General features: G+C 67.5%; 19 protein-coding genes and 1 pseudogene. 9 read left to right on the top strand and 11 right to left on the bottom strand.

Annotated elements, in window-relative coordinates:
- Nucleotides 1-184 precede the first annotated feature (184 nt).
- On the top strand, nucleotides 185-1288 hold the full coding sequence (locus tag ACQCSZ_RS07455; protein ID WP_427007398.1) for a family 16 glycosylhydrolase: 1104 nt from the start codon (nucleotides 185-187) through the stop codon (nucleotides 1286-1288).
- A 256-nt stretch (nucleotides 1289-1544) separates the two neighbouring features.
- Nucleotides 1545-2999, top strand: a complete 1455-nt coding sequence (locus ACQCSZ_RS07450; protein WP_427007397.1) for a DUF222 domain-containing protein — start codon at nucleotides 1545-1547, stop codon at nucleotides 2997-2999.
- Nucleotides 3000-3298: 299 nt separating this feature from the next.
- Here ACQCSZ_RS07450 and ACQCSZ_RS07445 read toward each other — a convergent pair whose 3' ends face one another.
- Entirely contained in the window at nucleotides 3299-3718 is a 420-nt protein-coding gene (locus ACQCSZ_RS07445) for a nuclear transport factor 2 family protein (RefSeq protein ID WP_427007396.1), read from the bottom strand.
- A gap of 455 nt (nucleotides 3719-4173) precedes the next feature.
- Here ACQCSZ_RS07445 and ACQCSZ_RS07440 point away from each other — a divergent pair, with 455 nt between their 5' ends.
- A complete protein-coding gene (locus ACQCSZ_RS07440) occupies nucleotides 4174-4350 on the top strand; it encodes a CsbD family protein (RefSeq protein WP_427007395.1) in 177 nt (58 codons plus the stop codon).
- Between the two features lie 104 nt (nucleotides 4351-4454).
- Complete coding sequence (locus tag ACQCSZ_RS07435) at nucleotides 4455-4925, top strand: sensor histidine kinase (RefSeq protein WP_427007394.1); 471 nt, start codon at nucleotides 4455-4457, stop codon at nucleotides 4923-4925.
- On the opposite strand, the gene ACQCSZ_RS07430 is transcribed toward ACQCSZ_RS07435, so the two are convergent.
- A complete protein-coding gene (locus ACQCSZ_RS07430; RefSeq protein ID WP_427007393.1) occupies nucleotides 4906-5445 on the bottom strand; it encodes a methyltransferase family protein in 540 nt (179 codons plus the stop codon). The two genes, ACQCSZ_RS07435 and ACQCSZ_RS07430, sit on opposite strands and share 20 nt — an antisense overlap.
- A 63-nt stretch (nucleotides 5446-5508) precedes the next feature.
- On the opposite strand from ACQCSZ_RS07430, the gene ACQCSZ_RS07425 reads away from it, so the two are divergent.
- Nucleotides 5509-8067 carry a PEP/pyruvate-binding domain-containing protein gene (locus ACQCSZ_RS07425; RefSeq protein WP_427007392.1) on the top strand — a complete coding sequence of 853 codons (2559 nt, stop codon included), beginning with the start codon at nucleotides 5509-5511 and terminating at the stop codon, nucleotides 8065-8067.
- A gap of 250 nt (nucleotides 8068-8317) precedes the next feature.
- Nucleotides 8318-8863, top strand: a complete 546-nt coding sequence (locus ACQCSZ_RS07420) for a sugar phosphate isomerase/epimerase family protein (RefSeq protein ID WP_427007391.1) — start codon at nucleotides 8318-8320, stop codon at nucleotides 8861-8863.
- On the opposite strand, the pseudogene ACQCSZ_RS07415 reads toward ACQCSZ_RS07420, so the two are convergent.
- The 3 genes and pseudogenes from ACQCSZ_RS07415 to ACQCSZ_RS07405 all read right to left on the bottom strand — a co-directional run.
- Nucleotides 8863-9229, bottom strand: a pseudogene (locus ACQCSZ_RS07415) (GNAT family N-acetyltransferase); the annotation flags it as partial. The gene ACQCSZ_RS07420 and the pseudogene ACQCSZ_RS07415 overlap by 1 nt on opposite strands.
- Nucleotides 9230-9260: 31 nt before the next feature.
- Nucleotides 9261-10055 (bottom strand): CPBP family glutamic-type intramembrane protease, encoded by a 795-nt coding sequence (locus tag ACQCSZ_RS07410; protein ID WP_427007390.1) that lies wholly within the window; start codon nucleotides 10053-10055, stop codon nucleotides 9261-9263.
- Between the two features lie 64 nt (nucleotides 10056-10119).
- Nucleotides 10120-10440, bottom strand: coding sequence for a GYD domain-containing protein (locus tag ACQCSZ_RS07405; protein WP_427007389.1), 321 nt, complete (start codon nucleotides 10438-10440; stop codon nucleotides 10120-10122).
- A gap of 223 nt (nucleotides 10441-10663) precedes the next feature.
- Here ACQCSZ_RS07405 and ACQCSZ_RS07400 point away from each other — a divergent pair, with 223 nt between their 5' ends.
- The 3 genes from ACQCSZ_RS07400 to ACQCSZ_RS07390 all read left to right on the top strand — a co-directional run bounded on the left by ACQCSZ_RS07400 (nucleotide 10664) and on the right by ACQCSZ_RS07390 (nucleotide 12980).
- The gene (locus ACQCSZ_RS07400; protein ID WP_427007388.1) at nucleotides 10664-11629 is read left to right on the top strand and encodes a ribonuclease Z; all 966 of its coding nucleotides are present in this window, start codon (nucleotides 10664-10666) and stop codon (nucleotides 11627-11629) included.
- A gap of 101 nt (nucleotides 11630-11730) precedes the next feature.
- Entirely contained in the window at nucleotides 11731-11970 is a 240-nt protein-coding gene (locus ACQCSZ_RS07395; protein WP_427007387.1) for a hypothetical protein, read from the top strand.
- A gap of 80 nt (nucleotides 11971-12050) precedes the next feature.
- Entirely contained in the window at nucleotides 12051-12980 is a 930-nt protein-coding gene (locus ACQCSZ_RS07390) for a hypothetical protein (protein WP_427007386.1), read from the top strand.
- 7 nt (nucleotides 12981-12987) lie between these two features.
- Here ACQCSZ_RS07390 and ACQCSZ_RS07385 read toward each other — a convergent pair whose 3' ends face one another.
- From ACQCSZ_RS07385 to ACQCSZ_RS07360, 6 genes are all read right to left on the bottom strand, one after another.
- Nucleotides 12988-13971, bottom strand: a complete 984-nt coding sequence (locus ACQCSZ_RS07385; protein ID WP_427007385.1) for a dienelactone hydrolase family protein — start codon at nucleotides 13969-13971, stop codon at nucleotides 12988-12990.
- 92 nt (nucleotides 13972-14063) lie between these two features.
- Complete coding sequence (locus tag ACQCSZ_RS07380; RefSeq protein ID WP_427007384.1) at nucleotides 14064-14372, bottom strand: hypothetical protein; 309 nt, start codon at nucleotides 14370-14372, stop codon at nucleotides 14064-14066.
- An 89-nt stretch (nucleotides 14373-14461) separates the two neighbouring features.
- Nucleotides 14462-15307, bottom strand: coding sequence for an aldo/keto reductase (locus ACQCSZ_RS07375; RefSeq protein ID WP_427008273.1), 846 nt, complete (start codon nucleotides 15305-15307; stop codon nucleotides 14462-14464).
- Between the two features lie 96 nt (nucleotides 15308-15403).
- Nucleotides 15404-16186: an amino acid ABC transporter ATP-binding protein gene (locus ACQCSZ_RS07370; RefSeq protein ID WP_427007383.1), complete on the bottom strand. Its 783-nt coding sequence runs from the start codon at nucleotides 16184-16186 to the stop codon at nucleotides 15404-15406.
- Complete coding sequence (locus ACQCSZ_RS07365) at nucleotides 16173-16838, bottom strand: amino acid ABC transporter permease (RefSeq protein WP_427007382.1); 666 nt, start codon at nucleotides 16836-16838, stop codon at nucleotides 16173-16175. Before ACQCSZ_RS07365 ends, ACQCSZ_RS07370 begins: the two co-directional genes overlap by 14 nt.
- Nucleotides 16839-16874: 36 nt before the next feature.
- Entirely contained in the window at nucleotides 16875-17681 is an 807-nt protein-coding gene (locus ACQCSZ_RS07360) for an amino acid ABC transporter substrate-binding protein (protein ID WP_427007381.1), read from the bottom strand.
- Nucleotides 17682-18423 lie beyond the last annotated feature (742 nt).

The following is an 18423-nucleotide window of genomic DNA, read 5'->3' as shown; positions in this document are numbered from 1 at the left end:
CCGAATGCAGGGCCCCGGAGGCCAGAGTATCGGGCCCCGCTGCGCCAACCGGCGCCTGCTCGCTCCGTCCCCAGTGACGGGGGCGAAAGAAGCTTCACGCACTCGTCGGCACCTCAGTTGTGCCTGTCGGCCGCGTGTGTCCTACGCCCGAAGAGGTCTTTTGTTTAAGAAAATAGCCATCGTAATGACCATGGGCGCTCTGTCACTGACTGGATGCAGCGCCGCCTCCACGACCCCCGGGGCCGCAGCTCCCCCGGCGTCCGGCCGCACCTCAGCGCCTTCCGATTCGGCATCTTCAGCCGAAACTGTCCCGGCGCCGGACGCCCCCACCCCGGGCTCCGATAAGGCCGCCGCTTCAACCGGCGCCGCACCCAGGGAGGCAACGCAGACACCGGCAACGGACGCCCCAGTTGAGGGCGCGACGCCGGGCGACGCCGTGTCAGGCGCGACGCCGGGCAACCCAGCCGCCGCCACGGCGGTTGCCCCCGCCGCCCCCGCCGCCGCAGCACCGGTGCCGGCAGCCCCTGCCGCACCGGTCGCCGCCGCAGCGGCAGCCCCTGCCGCACCGGTCGCCGCCGCACCGGCAGCCCCTGCTGCACCGGTCGCCGCCGCAGCGGCAGCCGCGACTGCGGGTGACGGCACGCAGGCAGCCACCACCTTCGGCTGGGGTCCGGTCCTGGCCGGCGACGAGTTCTCGAACACCGGCGCACCCGACGCCACGAAATGGAGCGTCTTCAAGGGCGCCGGGCATGCAGGCAAGGGTGTCCGCAGCCCCGCCGCCTGGTCCGTTGCCAACGGCTCAGCCACGGTCAAGGGCGACACCGCTGGTACCACCGGCGGCATGTCGGCAAAGTTCGCGCAGCAGAAGTACGGCCGCTGGGAAACGCGCATGAAAACCAGCGCACGGGACCCGAAATACCACCCCGTCGTGATCCTCTGGCCCAATAACAATGCGTCTGCGAACTGTGCCGAGATCGACTACGCCGAGGGCAGCCAAGACACCACCATGATGAAGTTCTTCCTGCACTACTCCTGCGGTGGCGGATCGAACTTCCAGACCACGGCGGCAAATCCCGTGGACAGCACTCAGTGGCACAACTACGCCGTGGAGTGGACCCCGGCCGGCATCACCGGCTTCGTGGACGGCAAGAAGACCTTCACCGACACGAACCCGGCGCATCAGCCTTCTGTCGGCATGCACCAGACACTGCAGCTGGACTGGTTCCCTGATGGCTCGGCCACCAAGGCCTCGCAGATGCAGGTCGACTGGGTCCGCGTCTACAAGTAGCAAAAAAGCTCCGGCTAAGCCGCCGGGGCCGCCCCGACCGAGGGGGTCCCGACGCCGTGCGAGGAGCCGCGGCCGGACAGCCCGCCGGACCCCTGACAAATCGCGTCGGGCAGGTCCGGCGGGCTGTCGGTCGTTGCCCGTGGCCCCTTTTTCTCCGCCACCGTGACATGGGTCTCTTACTGTCGGAGGTGCCTGCTTGACTTGGTTCATGAACGGCAATAGGGAGCCGGATGCGGCTCCGGCAGTAACGGAAGGTATGGCGGTCAGAAGCCTGGCCGGCTCCCTGGCTGCTGTCCGGCCGTGCGGGGACGGGGCCGGGATGATTGCCCAGTTGCGGGAGCTGGAGGATGTGAAGTCCGCCGCGGCCGCGGCGCAGGCCCGGATCGCCGTGGCCTTCGATGCCCTGGAACGCCGGGCCCAGCGTGATCAGGGGGTGCCCGTCGCGGAGCTGGGGAAAGGCGTCGGGGCGCAGATCGCCCTGTCCCGGCGGGAATCCCCGTCCCGCGGCGGCCGGCTGCTGGGCCTGGCGAAGGCCCTGGTGGCGGAGATGCCGCGGACGCTGGCCGCGCTGGCCGCCGGGGACCTGAACGAATGGCGCGCGACCTTGCTGGTCCGGGAAACGGCGTGCCTGTCCGCCGCGGACCGGGCCGCGGTCGACGGGGAGCTCGCCGCGGACACCGGCACGTTCGCCGGCGCCGGGGACCGGGCCGTCACGGCCGCGGCCCGCGCCGCGGCGTACCGGAGGGATCCGCGCCCGGTCGCGGACCGGGCCGCCCATGCCGCCACGGACCGGCACGTCAGCCTCCGCCCGGCACCGGACACCATGACGTACCTGACCGCGCTGCTCCCGGCCCGGGAGGGCGTCGCGGTCTACACGGCCCTGACCGGGCACGCCGGGGCCCTGCGCTCCGGCGGGGACCCCCGCTCCCGCGGGCAGCTCATGGCCGATGCCCTGGTGGAGCGGGTCACCGGGACCCCCGGCGGGATCACCGGGGTCCAGATCCAGCTCGTCATGACCGACCGGACCCTGTTCCAGGGCGACAGCGAACCGGCCCGGCTCCCCGGCTACGGCATCGTCCCCGCCGCCTGGGCCCGGACCCTCCTCACCCCCGCCCCGGCCCGCGACGGCGCGGCCGGTGGCGGGGCAACGGGCTCCGGCACATCTGTCAAGGCCGACGGCGGCGGCACGGCCAGTGGCGGTTCCCCGCCGGCGTTCGCCCTCTGGCTGCGGCGGCTCTACACCGCCCCGGGGACCGGGGACCTGCTGGCCCTGGACTCCCGGGCCAGGCTCTTCCCGGCCGGGCTGCGCCGCTTCCTGACCGCCCGGGACGACACCTGCCGCACCCCGTACTGCGACGCCCCGATCCGGCACCTGGACCACATCATCCCCTGGCACCGCGGCGGCGCCACCGGCCACGCCAACGGCTCCTCGCTCTGCGAAGCCTGCAACCACACCAAGGAAATCCCCGGCTGGGCCGCGCAGCCCAGGCCCGGGCCGAGACACACCCTCGAACTCACCACCCCCACCGGCCATACCTACTCCTCCACCGCGCCCCCGCTCCCCGGCACCCCCATGACCGGCACCACGATGGCCGGCATCCCGCTCCCCGGAACCCTCCACGACCAGACCCGCCGCCGGCGCGAACTCCGGCACCACGCAAAGGTCAAAATCCTAAAACGCACTCCGCTGAGCACGCCGCTGGTGGCCTGACTACGGAAGTGACCCCAGCCGGCCCAGTGCCGGCCAGCCATCCGTTCGGCGTTCATCGTCGGTGCGTGAGCGCGCTCAGGTGGGCGGCAATAACCGGGCCCGATGTGGATCAGGACCGTCAGGACAGTGGCGGCGAGCGCAAGCGCCCACCCGGCCCGCCGGCGTCGGGCCGGGTTCCAGCGATGCGCAGCGCGTCGAATCTCCGCTGGAGCCCGTGGACGCCTGCGGAGGCCAGGAGCTTCCGGTGCCGGGTACACGTCAGTTCGGCCGCCGGCGCGCTGCCTGTTCGCGCAGGAACTTCAGTCCCCGGCATGGTCCGGCCGGCGCCCGGACAGGGCCTCCACCGCCTCCTCGATTCCCGCGGCCTCGTGTTCGACGTCCTCCATATACAGCCTGCCGGCCGTGATCAGGTTGCCCTTCAGTTCGAAAAGGGCCATCCCGCGGACCTGGAACGGCTTCCCGTCGGTGCGATGACCGGACCAGGACCACTCGGTCCAGGTGGTGTTCCCGTCGTCGACGGAGCGGATCAATTCCGCCTGGAAATCAGGAATCCCGGCGAACATGGCCGCCCAGTTCGCGTGCATCTGGGCCCGGCCGACAAAGGCCCGGCCGGGATGGGCAGGCTGCTCGCTGCGGTACTCCTCGTGGAACAGCGCTGCTGCCGCTTCGAGATCATGCGCGTTCATCGCCGCCGCCAGACGATCCACTACTTCACTCATCAGATCTCCCCCTTCGGGCTGACTGACCGGCCCCTTCAGTCCCGGTCCCGGCCGGGTGAAGAGGTGAAATTTACCGGACGGTACTGCTGCCGTCGCCGATGTAGGTGTCACCCATCTGCCGGGAGTGCTCTGCTCCCAGTTGCACTCTGGTCGGAGCCACACCCGTCGCCCAGGCGTCCCCGGCCGGTCCGGTTCCGGAGCGCTGCCGTGTCCCGGCCGCCGTCGGAACCATCCCTGATGCAGGGAGGGCTTCGCGCCGCCCGAGCTCAAAAAACTATCGTGTATGTGCGTGCACCACAAGGGGCCGTTGGGTACTGGAAATTTTCTTCTAAGCCGTGGCCTGTACATCCCCTGAGGAACGGACAGGTGCCTTTATGGCTGGTCCGTCCCTACAATTAGATGTCGGTTTCTACGGCATCCACGCCGCACGGGGCCGCGGACAAAGGAGGACCATCATGGGTTGGGGTGACAGGATCCATAACGCTGCCGGGAAACTCCACGGCAGGGGCAAGGAAGCATCCGGCGGGGCCATCGGCAACAGCCGCCTCAGGGGCGAGGACAAGGGCCGCCACTTCCGGGCCGATCTGAAGCAGGCCGGCGAAAAGATCAAGGGCGCGTTCAGGAAGCACTGATCCTCGAGCCGGAAGGCGGGAGTGCGGCCCGGAAGGACCGCACTCCCGCGGCCGGCCGATCGGCTCTAAAGAAAAAGCCAAGGACGCAAGCGCACAGTAGGAGCATGAAATCACTACTAAGCGACGAAGTAGTCGCCGTACGTGGCGTTCTTACCGATACACACCCTGTCGATTTTCATGCCCTTGGTGTCGCCGGAGCAATCTACCGCATCACCTTGCCGCTGCGTGAGAGCGGAACAACGGTGCGCCTGGAGACTCCGCACCACGGGATGGAAGTAGACGAGAAGTCGGCAATACTGCTGTACCGTGCGGCGCAGGAGCTCCTCAGCAACATCTACAAATTCGCTGCAGCATCAGCGGTGACAGTCCGCCTGGGCTGCGTCAGCCACGCCGTTCAACTCAAAGTCACCGACGACGGCGGCGGCTTCGATGTGCGCACCGCCAGCACTGGCAGGCATAGCGGCATGGGGTTGCGCCTCCTGCGCCTCGCCGTAGGCACTGAGGGCGGTGAGATGACGATCGATTCGTCCGCCGCGACAGGAACGTGTGTGACGATCACGCTGCCGCTGGATTAGCCCTGCCGCCATGGGGTCGCCGCGGCACCCACCGCGGGACGTTTTTACAGTAGACGTCATAGTCGACGCCGAATTTGCGCGCCAGCGTGGGCTCCTCATAAAACCTGACGAAGGCCACCACCGGGACGGCTCCCAGCGCAGCGAGGCCGAACACCTTCGGCTGGCCAAGCACGAGGCCCTGTCCGGTGACCGCGGCGCCAATGGCCACGTACATGGGGTTCCGCACGAACCTGTAAAACCCGCCAACCACTAAGTGTTTCGGCGGGGCAAAAGGGGCCGGGGTTCCGACTCCCTCAAGGGCGAACCGCACAACGGAATTAGTGATCACCGCTGCGCCGGCGCCGATCAGCAGGACGCCCGCGCATTGCGCCGGCAGTCCGCCCGGCACCGGCTGTTGCACCCTCCAGCGCGTCACCAGCCAGGGAATCAGACCTGCAACTGTCGCGGGGGCGACGGCGAACACCGCGGTCCCGAGGGCCGCCAACCTCTTGTCACGCGCCGTTGCTCCGGACGCTGTCATGCTGATCATTCTGGCCCGTCCGACACCCGGCGGCAAGGCCCGGTGATCTGCGATACTCCCGGTATGGGCACATGGGTTCGACGGCGCCGGAAGCAACGGGCCACTGGTAAAACGCGATCCTCGAGCGGGACCAGGTACGGCTCCCCTGCGCCGCTGGTACGGCCTCTGGCGGACTTCGGGGCCGCGGACGTGGCCCTGGCCGGCGGGAAGGGTGCCAACCTTGGTGAACTTGTCCGGGGCCGGTTCCCGGTGCCGGCCGGTTTCATCGTCACCACGTCCGCCTACACCGCCATGCTGGAGGAGACGGGCCTGGGGACAACGCTTGCCGGGCTGCTTCAGGCCGGGGCCGAGGGGTCCAGGATCCGGGAGGCGTTCGCCGCCGCACGAATGCCGGCTGCCTTGCGCGCCACGATCCTGGCCGCGTACCGCCGGCATGGCGGAGGGGCGGTCGCGGTCCGGTCCAGTGCCACCGCCGAGGACCTGCCAGGGGCCGCGTTCGCGGGCCAACAGGACACTTTCCTGAACATCGTGGCGGAGGACGCCCTGATCAGGGCGGTGGAATGCTGCTGGGCGTCCCTTTGGACGGACCGGGCCATCTCCTACCGCACCCGCCGCAGCATCCTGCCGGAAGACGTGTCCATAGCCGTAGTTGTCCAGGCCATGGTCGACGCCGAGGTTGCCGGTGTGATGTTCAGCGCCGACCCGGTCACCGGGCGCCGGGATTGCATTGTCCTGGACGCCAGCCCGGGCCTGGGCGAAGCCGTGGTCTCCGGGCTGGTGACCCCTGAACGCTACATTCTCACCCGCCGCGGCCACCTCCGGCAATGGACGCCGGGCGGTCACGAGACCCTCGTCCGCCCAGCCCCTGGCGGAGGCACCGTGGAGACTCCCGGCGAGCCACGAATCGGTCCGTCCCTGACGAAACGGCAGCTGGCCACCCTCGCCGGGATATCGCGGCGGGCCGGGGCACGCTTCGGAACGCCGCAGGACATGGAATGGGCTGTGGCCGGCAGCCGGGTGTTCCTGCTGCAGGCCCGGCCGATGACGGCGCTGCCCGCCGAACCGGCCCGGCTCAATGCCTTCCAAAAGAAACTGGGCCCGTTTTACGCCGAAATGTTCAACCAACGCCCCTACCCGCTGGACGTGTCCGGCTGGCTGGAGCACGCAGTGCTGGTCATGCTCCGCGGGATGACCGCGAGCGTCGGCGTCGTCTTCCCCTCCCGCGCCCAGGTGCTCCCCGAACAAGACGGGGTCGTCATCGCACTCGTCCCGCCGGTGCCGCTCCCGACGCTGAAGCTGCTCGCGGCCCCGGTATTGGTCATCGCCCGGGCCAGGCGCTACAAACTTTCCCGCTGGAAGGACGACGCGCGTTTCACCGCGTTCCTGGACGAGGCCGGCCGGCTCAACCGCGTCGATCCGCGGCAGCTTTCCTGGCAGCAGGTCATTGCCCACGTCCAGCGGATCTTCGACGCATTCGGGCCGATCACGGCACTGCGGGTGTCCTACCTGCCAGGACTGCTGCTCGCGCAGCTCAGGCTCTGGCCGCTGCTGCTGCTCCTGGGAAAGCAGCGGCTCGGCCCGGCGCTGATCGCCGGCGCCCCCACCCGCACCGGCGACGCGAACCGGGAACTCGAACACCTCGCCGGCAGGGTCCGCTCCGACGAAGACCTGCGGCGCCTGTTCGGCCAGGTGCCGCCGGCTGAGCTGCTGCCGCGCCTGGGCGGCGACCCCCGGCACGCGGACTTCACCAGGGCCCTCGGCGATTTCCTCACGGAGTACGGACACCGCGAATCCACCAGCGTGGTTCTGAGCAGCTCACCGACCTGGTCCGAGACCCCGGAGGTGGTCCTGGGGCTGGTGAAGGTTCTGCTTGGGAACAAGGGCCCAAGCACCGACCAGACCGGCCAGGCCCTTCGGGAACTCAGCAGCCACCCGGCCCTTCGCATTCCGTGGCTGCGCCGGCAGGTCTTCGCCGCGGTCGACGGGTCCAAGGCCGGCATGGCGTTCCGTGAAGACACCCACTTTTACGCCACCATGCTGCTGCCGCCGCTGCGCCGGGCATTGCTGGAACTCGGCGCACGGCTGCGGGCCGCGGGAGTCCTCGACGAGGCCACGGACGTCTTCCACCTGCGCTTTGAAGAACTCCGCGCCGTCAACGATGCCGGCACCCTCCCGGCCGAAGACCGCAACCGCCTCCGCGCAGCCGTCCTCGCCCGGGCCGCAAAGCGCCAGGAACTGGCCGGGATTCCGGTGGTGGATCTGGACGCCCTGTTCGCGGACCGGACACCCGGCCCCGGCGCGCTCGTTGGCGGGACCGGAGCCAGCCGCGGCACCGCCACGGGGGCCGTCCGCATCATCCATGGACCGGCAGACTTCGGCGAACTGCGGAGCGGGGAAATCCTCGTCTGCCCCTACACGAACCCGTCCTGGACACCACTCTTCCAGCGTGCCGCCGCCGTCGTCGTCGACGCCGGCGGGACCGCCTCACATGCCGCCATCGTGGCCCGCGAATACGGCATCCCGGCGGTCATGGGAACCCGTAACGCCACCACTGTGCTGACTGCCGGGCAACGCGTTACGGTCAACGGCAGCACCGGCCTCGTCACCGCCGCTAACGAATGACCGTGGCGGCCACTGCGGCTACGCCGCCGTAACCGCTCGGGCCCGACGTCGGGCTCATCACCGGGCGCCCCCGGCCCGGGCCACAGCGCCCGGAGCTGGGCTCCGGCTGTGACCGGGGCCGTGTTGAGTCCCTGCCGTGACGATGGAGCCGGGGTGGACAAGGGGTTCCGCCATGGCCGTGGCACTGGTAATGATGGTCCCGCCGGTGCTGGATTCGCCGGCCTAAACAGGTACTTCCAAAGGGGAACCAATGTCGTACTCGATCCAGCTGTACACCCTCCGCACGCCGCTCGAACAGGATTTGGCCGAAACTATTAAGAGGTTGGCCGAGATCGGTTTCAGCCAGGTGGAGCCCTACAATGCCGCCGCCAAAAAGGCCGCCGGGTACGGCATCCGCGTCGGCTACCACAATCACCAGTGGGAGCTGGAGTCCACCATCGAGGGCCGGACCGCCCTGGAGTACTTCGCGGACCTGCTGGACCCGGAACTCGTGCTGGAAGTGGACACGTTCTGGGTCGCCGCCGGCGGCCAGGACCCGGTGGACGTTCTCAACCGGCTGGGTGACCGGGTGAGGTTCATCCACATCAAGGACGGCCCGCTCACCACCGACACCATGGCCCAACTGCCCGCCGGCCGGGGCAAAGTCGCCGTCCGGGACGTGATCAAAGCCGCGAAATCCCTCGAAGTCGGGGTCGTCGAGTTTGACGACTACGCCGGGGACATCTTCGAGGGCATCGCCGAAAGCCTCGCCTTCCTGACCCGGACCGGGGCTGACGCCGGGGATGCTTCCGCATGAGCGGAAGCGGACCGGTCGGCGTCGCCCACGAGGTAGAGGTGCCCATACCGGCACCGTCGGGCTTCGTCCACGATATGGGTGAGCAGAAGTGCGGCGACGCCGCGGCCACGGGCCGCGGGCCGCGGGCGTTGTGCGCATGGATTTGATTTCGCCCTGATCGGGCGCCAGCTGTTTCAGCGCGCCACAGCCCAGCAGCTTGCCGTCCTCGCGTGCAGTCCAAAACGTTATCCCCGGCGCGGACAGCGCCGAATGGTCCAGCGCGTGCACACTTTCGGCGGCCGAGGCCGCGAACATGTCTGCCAAGTGCTCGTCCAGCAGTTGCCGGACATCCTCCCGTGTCGGGTCATCGCGCTCAATGTGCATCACGGCGAACAATCTACCGGCCCAGCCTCGACCCTTAGTAGATGAAGATGTCGATCCAGGCGGGGTTGTGGGCGTGGATCAGGACCAGGAAAAGCACGAAGTCGAAGAGCAGGTGGACGCACACGATGTAGGACAGGGACTTCGTCCGCGTGAAAATGAGCGCCTGGACGAGGGCGAAGGGACAGATGAAGACCGGCGCCCAGGCGTGGAAACCCAGGTCCCACAGAAAGGAGGTGAAAAGGACGGCCTGCAGCACGTTGGCCTGCGCCATGGGCAGATGCCGGCGCAGGAGCACGAAGACGGTACAGATGAAAAACAGCTCGTCCCAGATCCCCAGCACGTTGGTACCCAGAAAGAGGCGGATGATTCCTTCCGGATCCGAAACCGCGGGCCAGTTGCGGTAGACCCCAGTATTGATCATGTACGCCGGAAGCAGCGCGTAGCCGATGACGACGGCGGCCGGCAGGTACCATTTCTCCGCCCGCGTCCACGCCTGCCCGGTACGCACGGGGAACCTGACCGCATGGTCCTTGAACACAAAGCGCGACAACGAGTACGGAATTCCTACGGCCAGGATCATGGCCGAACCCATGACGAACATGTGCTCCGTGCTGATGTCGGTGGTGATCGGAACAAGGCTGATCGCCACCAGACCGGCCGCAATCAGGGCCAGATCCCGCAGGAGCGCCCCGTCGATAAAACCTGCCAGCAAGAGCGACAGCGCCAGAAGCCCATAGCCGGCGATGCTTTGTGCCAGGACGAGCAGGACGAACCCCGCGATCGACACCAGCGCCGAGGGAATGAGCTCCAGCGAAAACCCGTGCCGCATTTCGGGCCGTTCTGCCTGTCCGCCGCCCTCTGCACTCCCCGCGGGCTCGCAGCAGCGTTAGGCGCTATTGACCCGGGGCCCGGTAGGACGGTGTCTTGCGGGACGCTTCGTCAATATCCTCGGGCGTCATGAGCGGTGTCATGTGCAGGTTCACGGCCCCCGTGGAGTTGATCATCAGCGATAGCGCCGCTGCGCCGGCCTGGTCCGGAATATCAAAGACGCCTAAGACGTCCGTCTCGCCAAAGGCGTAGTAGAAGCTTTCCAGGGATCCGTCGACGGACTTGAGGGCCTCGACGACGGCGTCCCGGCGCTTCGAGCCGCCCTCGCGCATCAGACCCTTGATTCCTTCGCCAACATAATTTGCTTGAAACAGGTACTTGGTCATGACGATTCCAGTTCTGTATAGGGCCGGAACGCGCACCTCATGCGACCACCTGGATCCCATGGGAGGGTCCCTCGGCAATCCCCGAGCGGGGCTGTCAGCAAATCGTAGGCCTCCCCGGACTTCCCGACAATAGCCCGGGCCTGGCCGTCGGGGGCGGACCTTTCGTTCATCGCTCTTGCCCGCGCCATGGTCCCGGTCGCCAACGAGTGGGAGACTCGGTTCCATGCGCGAACTCGTCGTCCTCGGCACCGCCTCCCAGGTCCCGACACGGACCCGCAACCACAACGGGTACCTCCTGCGCTGGGACGGCGAAGGACTGCTCTTCGACCCGGGCGAAGGCACCCAGCGGCAAATGATCCACGCCGGTGTCTCGGCTGCCCAGATCACCCGCATCTGCCTCACCCACCTCCATGGCGACCACTGCTTCGGGCTGCCCGGCGTACTTTCGCGCCTGGCCCTCGACGGCGTGACGCACCCTGTGCATTTGCACTATCCCGCCACGGGCCAGGAGGCGGTCCGCGCGCTCGTGTCCCTCGCCTCCCCCGGTATTGATCTGCGGCTGCACCCCCACTCGGGTGCCGGGCCGGTCGCGCCGGGCCTGGAGGTGCGGCCCCTGCACCACCGCATCGAGACGTACGGCTATCGGCTCGTCGAGCCCGACGGCCGTTCCCTCCTGCCGGACCGGCTGGCGGCCGCCGGGATCGCGGGGGACGACGTCGGACGCCTGCAGCGCGGCGGACGCCTGCGCGGGGTACGCCTGGCGGACGTGAGCGTGCCGCGCCCCGGCCAGCGCTTCGCCTTCGTTATGGACACGGCGCCATGCGCCGGCGCCGAAGAGCTCGCAGACGGCGCCGACCTGCTCGTGGCCGAGTCCACCTTCAGCGACGACGACGCCGGCCTCGCGGCACAGTACCGTCACCTCACCGCCGGACAGGCGGGCGCTCTGGCGGCCGACGGCGGCGTGGACACGCTCATCCTCACCCACTTCTCGTCGCGCTACGCCGACGTCGGCCCGCTTGCCGAGCAGGCCCGGGCCCGCGCCGGCGGGGCCGCCGTCGTGGCTGCCAACGACCTTGACCGGATCGCTTTCCCCAAACGGCGCAGCCAGCATCCCCGCGAAACATCCGCAGGTGAAATCACGACCCGGTCAATCCGCGGACGCGAGACAGACCGGTCTGGCCTGCGATAGTCTTTCCTGACGAAGGGTGCGGCGCGTTCCGGGCGGAAACGGCCTCACCTTTCAGTCAGAAGAGTTCTGCAATGAAGCAGGCACGAGACGGAGGACGATCGGTGAGCGATAGCGAAATCCTGGCAGTGGAAGAGGCTGCCGCGCGGCTCGATCGCTCAACCCCACACTGCGCGGACGCGGCAGCCAGCCTGCAGTCCGCCATAGCCGCCGCCGTCACCCACGGTAAATCCATCAGGGACGTGGCCGCAGCAGCACACCTGACAGCGCTTGAGGTCCTGGACGCCGCCGACGCAGTCACGTACGCCGGCCCCGCTTCGCGGCCGCAGCGCATGGCGGGCTGACCGGTTTCCTACGGACGATCCGGCCCCCTCCGCCACGGAACCCGGGCAGTCCGGACAGGGAGCGAGACTAAACTGATGTCATGTCCTTCCGTAGGACGCTGCTGCTCACAGCACTCATTGCCGGACTTACGGCACTGCCTTCCACCGCGCACGGCGCGGCCCAGGAAACAGCACCGTGCGCAAAGCTGACCGCCCGCGAGGTCAGGTTCTCCGCCGGTGGCGCCGGCAGGGTTGTCTTCGCAACGGCCACGGACTTCGATCAGAACACTGTCCTGATCACCGGATGTGTCCGGGACGCGGACGGGTACGTTCCGGAGTGGCAGGTGGCGGGCTTTATCGGAGAGAACGGATTCGCCCCGGAGGGCATGCTGAGGGACGGCCAATACCGATCACCGACCGGCTCGTTCTCTGCGACGGAGGCTCTCGGGCTTGCCGATCCGGGGACCAGGCTGTCATATCACAAGGTCAATCCGAGGTCACGGTGGGGTGGTCCGGGGAGCCCATCCTACAATGACTATCTGGAGGGCGGATCAGCCGCGGACGAGAACCTCTGGTACTGGGCGAACCAGGGCACGTACGCACAGGCAGCGGTCATTAACTACAACCGCCTGCCGGACTCCGTCCCCGTACCGGGTGCCGACTACGCGATCTTCCTCGGAGCGGGGAACAGAGTCTCTGCAGGTTGCGTGTCCACGACCCTGGAAGCGTCAACGCAGGTCGTGAAGACGCTCGTTCCGGGGGACAGGTTCATCATGGGGGTGGTCAGTGACGTGTTCCTGCCGGCCCCGCCCAGCGTGGCTGCCCCTCCCAGCATGGCTGCCCCTCCCCCTGCTTCATCAGCCACACAGACTGCCCCCTCGGCTACACCATCTGAGGCCCGGAGCGCCCCGACTTCGGGCACAATCGGTCCGGACCTCCTCCCCCTTGGGATACTGCTCATTGCCGGCGGAGGCACAGCCGTTTTGGTCTTCTTCGTGCTGAGAAAGCAGGAGAAAGGAAGACGGTCTTAGAGCGCCGTCAGACGTATTGACCGAACCAGGCCAGCGTGTCGTTCCACGCTGCCGTGGCCTGCGCCTCGACGTAGCGATCTCCCGTGTCGTTGTGGAACGCGTGGTCGACGCCGGGATAGACGGTGAGTCTGTGGCGTACGTCAGCGGCGGCCAGGGCCGCCTCGAGCGCCGGCATCGCCCCGGTGATCCGCTGGTCGAGTTCGGCGTAGACGCCGAAGACCGCCGCCTTGATGGCGGGGACCTTATCCAGGTCGGGAGAGGGTCCGTAAAACGCCGATGTGGCCTTCAGCCCGGGCAGTTCCGTGGCCGCCTGCCAGGTGATGCCGCCGCCAAAACAGTAGCCGTTCATGGCGATCCGCCCGGAGTCAACGAAGTCCTGGGACTTCAGGTAATCGAAAGCTGCGGCGAAATCGGAAACGTGGCGTTCCGCTCCGGCCTTGGTCAGCGCCCCGGGGACGGAATCCCGGTCCAGAGCCGCGGTGCCGCCCTCCCTGCTCAGCAGGTCCAGCGCGAGGGCCGAATATCCGGCTTGGGCGAAGCGGCGTGCCACGTCCTTGATGTGCGGGGTCAGCCCGCGGTTCTCGTGGCAGACCAGCACGGCAGGGCCTTTGGCGCCCCCCTCCGACCGCGCCAGGTAACCGCTGATGTCGGCGCCGCCGGCGGGGAACCGCACCGTCGTCGTCACCGGCCCTGATGCGCCCTCGGGAATGGAAAGCGGGCTCTTGGCACCCGGTACGGCGCCGCCGGTGGCCGCTGCGGTTGCTGCGGTTGCGGTGGGCGGGGACGGATTGGGGGTCGGCATGGGGTCGGTGCTGCGCGGAACTTCATCCGGCGTGCAGCCGACCAGCAGCATCGCGCCCGCGGCTGCCGCCATGCTGCCGGTGATGAACGCCACCCGGCGGGTGAACGTGCGCTGGGTCATGGCGCCGGCGCGGTAATCGTCGAAGAATTCCTCGATCAGGTACTTCTCAAACTTGCCAAGCTGGATCATAAAGGGCCTCCTGGAGTTTGCCGCATATCCTCCTCCGAAGTCCGTCTACCGGCAAGTGGCGCCGTGCGGCAGGAAACCCACGTAACTTCAGGCTAAACCAGGGTGTGGGCAGCCGCGCCCAGTGCTTCCTGGTAATTCTCCTCGTACTTTTCTTCGCGCAGTTCGTCGTGCGGCGGCCCGCCCGGGAGTGAGCCCTTGTCCAGGCCGAGGAGGATGAGGTGGCGCAACGGCGGCTGCCCGTCTGCAGCGGCAGCCGCCGGTGCCGGATGCGTGATCCGGGCACTGGCCATCTCGTCAATCCCGGACGCGCCGGCCGCCCCAAGGAGGGCAATGGCAAGGGCCGCGAGTCCCGGCACAAGGAACTTGTTCCACATGTCCATCGATCTTCTGACAACGTTCATCGACTTATCGTGGTCCACCCGCTTTGGTACGGGGTCGGAGACACCTAAGGATTCGCTGTGAAAGAAGGACGATGTCGGGGCGGTGCTGCCTACATCTGGCTGAACGCAGCGACGGCGGGATCGGCGCCGACGCGGGCGCCGGACTCCAGCGCCGCGATTTCGGCGACGTCGGCCGGCGTGAGCGGGAAGGCCACGGCGCCCAGGTTTTCCCGCATTCGTGCGGAATCGGCCGACTTCGGGATGACGATGGTGCCCTGGGCGAGGTGCCACGCGAGCACAATCTGGGCCGGTGTCGCACCGTACCTGGCGGCGAGGGATGCCACGGGGGCCGCACCCAGGTCGGCGCCCTGGCCCAGCGGGCTGTACGCCTCCACGGCAATGCCCAGGGACCGGCTCTTCGCGGCGAGCTCCTGCTGCGCGAACGTGGGGTGGCTTTCGAACTGGTTGACGGCCGGGACAACGTCCGCCGTCGGGAGGAGCATGTCCAGATGGTCCGCCAGGAAGTTCGAAACTCCGATGGCACGGGTCTGGCCGTCTGCGTAGAGCTTTTCCATGGCTGTCCAGGCCTGGATGAAGAGCCCCTGGGACGGCACCGGCCAGTGGATCAGGTAAAGGTCCACGTAATCCAGGCCCAGGGCATTCAGGCTGTTCCGGGAGGCTTCGCGGGCCATTCCCTGCTCGCCGTTGCGCAACTTGGTGGTGACGAAGACGTCCTCCCGGGGGATCCCTGAAGCGGCAAGTGCGGCCCCGACGCCGGCCTCGTTCCGGTACGCCGCGGCGGTGTCAATGTGGCGGTAGCCGGCCTCCAGGGCATCCTCGACAATGCGCTGCGTTTCTTCCGGCGGAACCTGGAAAACGCCGAAGCCCAGTTGCGGGATCCGGACGCCGTTGTTGAGGGTCACGGCGGGGATGGCGGTCTTGTGTGTCTGGGACATCATCAATTCTTCCGTTGCTTGGGTTGGTCTGCTTGGAATATACCCGCACGGCTCAAGGCCGGCAGGAACTGCTGCCGTGCGGGCCATGCAACGACCTTAGAACGGGTTCAGCAGCCGGTCCACGAACTGCCGGGTGCGTTCCTCCCGCGGGTCGCGCAGCACGGTGTCCGGGTGGCCGCGTTCGACGACGACGCCGCCGTCCATGAAGATGACTTCGTCGGCGACCTGGCGGGCGAACGCAAGCTCATGGGTGACCACGACCATGGTCCATCCTTCGTCGGCCAGCTCCTTGATGACCGTCAGGACGTCGCCCACCAGCTCCGGGTCCAACGCCGACGTCGGCTCGTCAAAAAGCAGAAGCTGCGGGCGCAGGGCCAGCGCACGCACGATGCCTACGCGCTGCTGCTGCCCGCCGGAGAGCTCGAAGGGGTAGCTGTCCTCCTTGTCGGCCAGCCCGACGCGGGCAAGCAACTCCCTGGCCTCCTTGACCGCCTCGGTCTTGGGCCGCTTCTGGACCTGGACCGGGCCCTCGATGACGTTCTCCAGGGCGGTTTTGTGCGGGAAGAGATTGTAATGCTGGAACACCATGGCGCTGCGGTCCCTCAGCGCGTTCAGCTGCGTCTTCGACACCGGCGTGGAAAAGTCGACGACGAGCTGGCCGACAAACTCCACGACGCCGTCGTCGGGTGCTTCGAGGCCATTGAGGCACCGCAGGACCGTCGTCTTGCCTGAACCGGACGGCCCGATCAAGGTGACGACCTCGCCCCGGCGGACGTCCAGGTCGATGGACTTCAGCACTTCCTGCCGCCCAAACGCCTTGCGCAGGCCCCGTACGGCCAGGAGCGCGGCGTCCGGGACCGTGGGTTCAGTGGGCGACATAGCGGTCCAATCTCTTCTCCAGGACGGACTGTCCGCCGGCGAGGACCAGGCAGATGATCCAGTAAATGACGGCGGCCTCCAGATACAGCAGCATGAATTCCTGGCTGAAGGCCGCCACCTGCTGTGCCTGGCGGAACAGCTCGGTGACGAGGATCAGGGACGCCAGCGATGTGTCCTTGACCAGGCTGATGAAGGTGTTGGACAGGGGTGGAACCGAGACCCGTGCAGCCTGCGGCAGGATGATCCGCACCAGCGACTGACGGCGGGACATGCCGATGGTATGTCCGGCCTCCCACTGCCCCTTCGGAACGGACAAAATCGCCGCCCGGATGACCTCTGCCGCGTAGCCGCCCACATTCAGGGAGAAGGCGATGATCGCGCTGGGCCACGGGCTGATAGTTATTCCGATGGAAGGCAGCCCATAGAAAATGACAAACAGTTGGACCAGGAGCGGGGTGCCGCGGATGACGGATATATAGATCCGCGCCGCCGTTGAGAAGACGGGATTGCGGCTCAGCCGCATCAGGGCTACCAGCAGGGCCAGCAGCAGCCCAAGGACGAACGATGCCAGCGCCAAGGGAATGGTGCCGGTGATCCCGCCCATCACAATGGGCCCCAGCGAGCCCCACACGAGGTCCCAGTTGATGGTCATGCTTCAACGCAGCGTTCTTCGGCCGCTTCCATCCCGCTACTTCGAGACGTCGGCGTCGAAGTACTTCTGGGAAATTGTAGCCAGGGTGCCGTCGGCCTGCAGTTCGCCCAGGGCCTTGTTGACAGCGTCGGCCAGGCTGGTTGAACCCTTGCGGAACGCGAAGGCACTCAGCGACTTGTCCGTGGTCTCGGCGGCAATCTTGATGCTGTTGTCGTGCTCGGTCTTCTGGTAGTCCAGGTACGTCAGTTTGTCGTTGATGGTGGCGTCGACCCGCCCCTGCTTGAGCAGCGTTATCGCCTGCGCCCATCCCTCCACGGCCTCCACATTGGCCCCGCTCTGCTGCGCCGTCTTGTACCAGTTGCTCGTCAGCGATTGCGCCGTGGTCTTGCCCTTGAGGCTGTCGAAGGAGTTGATGCCGTTGTTGTCGGCCTTCGTGACAACGACGCCGGTGCTCACGGTGTACGGGGCGGAGAAATCGTACTTCGCCTTGCGTTCGTCCGTGATCGACACCTGGTTGGCGACGACGTCGAACCTCTTGGCTTCCAGGCCGGCGAATATGGCGTCGAACTGCGTTTCCTGGAAGGACGGCTTGACGCCCAGCTTGCCGACGACGGCGTTGATGATTTCCACGTCATAGCCCGTCAGTTCACCGCTGCCGTTGGCATGGAACGAGAACGGCTTGTAGGTGCCTTCCGTGCCGATCTTGAGCACGCCCGCGCTCTTGACGTCGCTCAAAGAGGTGTCTGCGCCTGCCGCCGGCGCCGTCGACCCCGACCCGCAGCCGGCCACGGCAAGCGCTGCGGCTGCAATGAGACCGATAACGGAAAGTCGCGTTCGCTTCATGATCGTCCTTCGTCCGTGGAGCCGGAAGGGCTGCGCCGCACCGCGGCAGTCCATTAGCGACGATAGCAAGATCTCCCCCTGACGAATACCCATGTCAGGGCCGGGCAGGATCCGGGCGGGATCCGGGCGGGATCCCGGCGGCGGCCCCCTCCGCGGACAGCGCCGCATCCTGGCTCTGCCCCGAGCGGACTCTGGTAGCGGTGCTCCCGTTCCTTCCGCGATTGACCACGAATGGCCGCTTAGCCACCTCGCTGGCGGCCATTTTCGTCAAACGGGAGGGCGGGGAGGTCTCGCCGCCCTCGGCATCGTGGGCCTTATAAACCTGTCGGCTTCAGGAATCAGGGATCCCTGCAGGATTCCAGCCGCGTTCCGCCATTTCCGCCCGGACGCTGGTGAGGTCGCTCGCGTTCCCTCCGCGATTTTCCGGAGATGGCCGCTAAGCCATTTCTTTGGCGGCCATTTCCGTCAAACGGGCGGCGCGGGAGGACGGGGCGCTCTGGCCGCCCTCGGCATCGTGGGCCTTATGAACCTGTCTGCTTCAGGAACCACGAACCCCGGCAGGATTCCAGCCGCGTTTCGCATTTCCGCCCGGGCCTTGGTCAGGGCGCTCCCGTTCCTTCCACGATTTGCCACGAATGGCCGCTAAGCCACCCCGATTGGCGGCCATTTCCGTCAAACGGGCGGCGCGGGAGGACGGGGAGCTGCCTGAACAAGCGGGACCACCTCATGAACCGCGGGCGCC

This window comes from Pseudarthrobacter sp. H2, from assembly GCF_050157045.1.
GTDB lineage: Bacteria > Actinomycetota > Actinomycetes > Actinomycetales > Micrococcaceae > Arthrobacter.
The sequence above is the reverse complement of the archived record's forward strand: the minus strand, read 5'-3'. Positions and strand labels throughout refer to the sequence as shown.

Excerpts from the sequence above, each read along its gene's own strand:
- ACQCSZ_RS07420 (WP_427007391.1), top strand. The coding sequence starts at position 8,318 with ATGTCGTACTCGATCCAGCTGTACACCCTCCGCACGCCGCTCGAACAG.
- ACQCSZ_RS07445 (WP_427007396.1), bottom strand. The coding sequence starts at position 3,718 with ATGAGTGAAGTAGTGGATCGTCTGGCGGCGGCGATGAACGCGCATGAT.
- ACQCSZ_RS07380 (WP_427007384.1), bottom strand. The coding sequence starts at position 14,372 with ATGAACGTTGTCAGAAGATCGATGGACATGTGGAACAAGTTCCTTGTG.
- ACQCSZ_RS07450 (WP_427007397.1), top strand. The coding sequence starts at position 1,545 with ATGGCGGTCAGAAGCCTGGCCGGCTCCCTGGCTGCTGTCCGGCCGTGC.
- ACQCSZ_RS07360 (WP_427007381.1), bottom strand. The coding sequence starts at position 17,681 with ATGAAGCGAACGCGACTTTCCGTTATCGGTCTCATTGCAGCCGCAGCG.
- ACQCSZ_RS07390 (WP_427007386.1), top strand. The coding sequence starts at position 12,051 with ATGTCCTTCCGTAGGACGCTGCTGCTCACAGCACTCATTGCCGGACTT.
- ACQCSZ_RS07455 (WP_427007398.1), top strand. The coding sequence starts at position 185 with ATGACCATGGGCGCTCTGTCACTGACTGGATGCAGCGCCGCCTCCACG.
- ACQCSZ_RS07365 (WP_427007382.1), bottom strand. The coding sequence starts at position 16,838 with ATGACCATCAACTGGGACCTCGTGTGGGGCTCGCTGGGGCCCATTGTG.
- ACQCSZ_RS07430 (WP_427007393.1), bottom strand. The coding sequence starts at position 5,445 with ATGACAGCGTCCGGAGCAACGGCGCGTGACAAGAGGTTGGCGGCCCTC.
- ACQCSZ_RS07370 (WP_427007383.1), bottom strand. The coding sequence starts at position 16,186 with ATGTCGCCCACTGAACCCACGGTCCCGGACGCCGCGCTCCTGGCCGTA.
- ACQCSZ_RS07400 (WP_427007388.1), top strand. The coding sequence starts at position 10,664 with ATGCGCGAACTCGTCGTCCTCGGCACCGCCTCCCAGGTCCCGACACGG.
- ACQCSZ_RS07385 (WP_427007385.1), bottom strand. The coding sequence starts at position 13,971 with ATGATCCAGCTTGGCAAGTTTGAGAAGTACCTGATCGAGGAATTCTTC.
- ACQCSZ_RS07375 (WP_427008273.1), bottom strand. The coding sequence starts at position 15,307 with ATGTCCCAGACACACAAGACCGCCATCCCCGCCGTGACCCTCAACAAC.
- ACQCSZ_RS07435 (WP_427007394.1), top strand. The coding sequence starts at position 4,455 with ATGAAATCACTACTAAGCGACGAAGTAGTCGCCGTACGTGGCGTTCTT.
- ACQCSZ_RS07440 (WP_427007395.1), top strand. The coding sequence starts at position 4,174 with ATGGGTTGGGGTGACAGGATCCATAACGCTGCCGGGAAACTCCACGGC.
- ACQCSZ_RS07425 (WP_427007392.1), top strand. The coding sequence starts at position 5,509 with ATGGGCACATGGGTTCGACGGCGCCGGAAGCAACGGGCCACTGGTAAA.
- ACQCSZ_RS07410 (WP_427007390.1), bottom strand. The coding sequence starts at position 10,055 with ATGCGGCACGGGTTTTCGCTGGAGCTCATTCCCTCGGCGCTGGTGTCG.
- ACQCSZ_RS07405 (WP_427007389.1), bottom strand. The coding sequence starts at position 10,440 with ATGACCAAGTACCTGTTTCAAGCAAATTATGTTGGCGAAGGAATCAAG.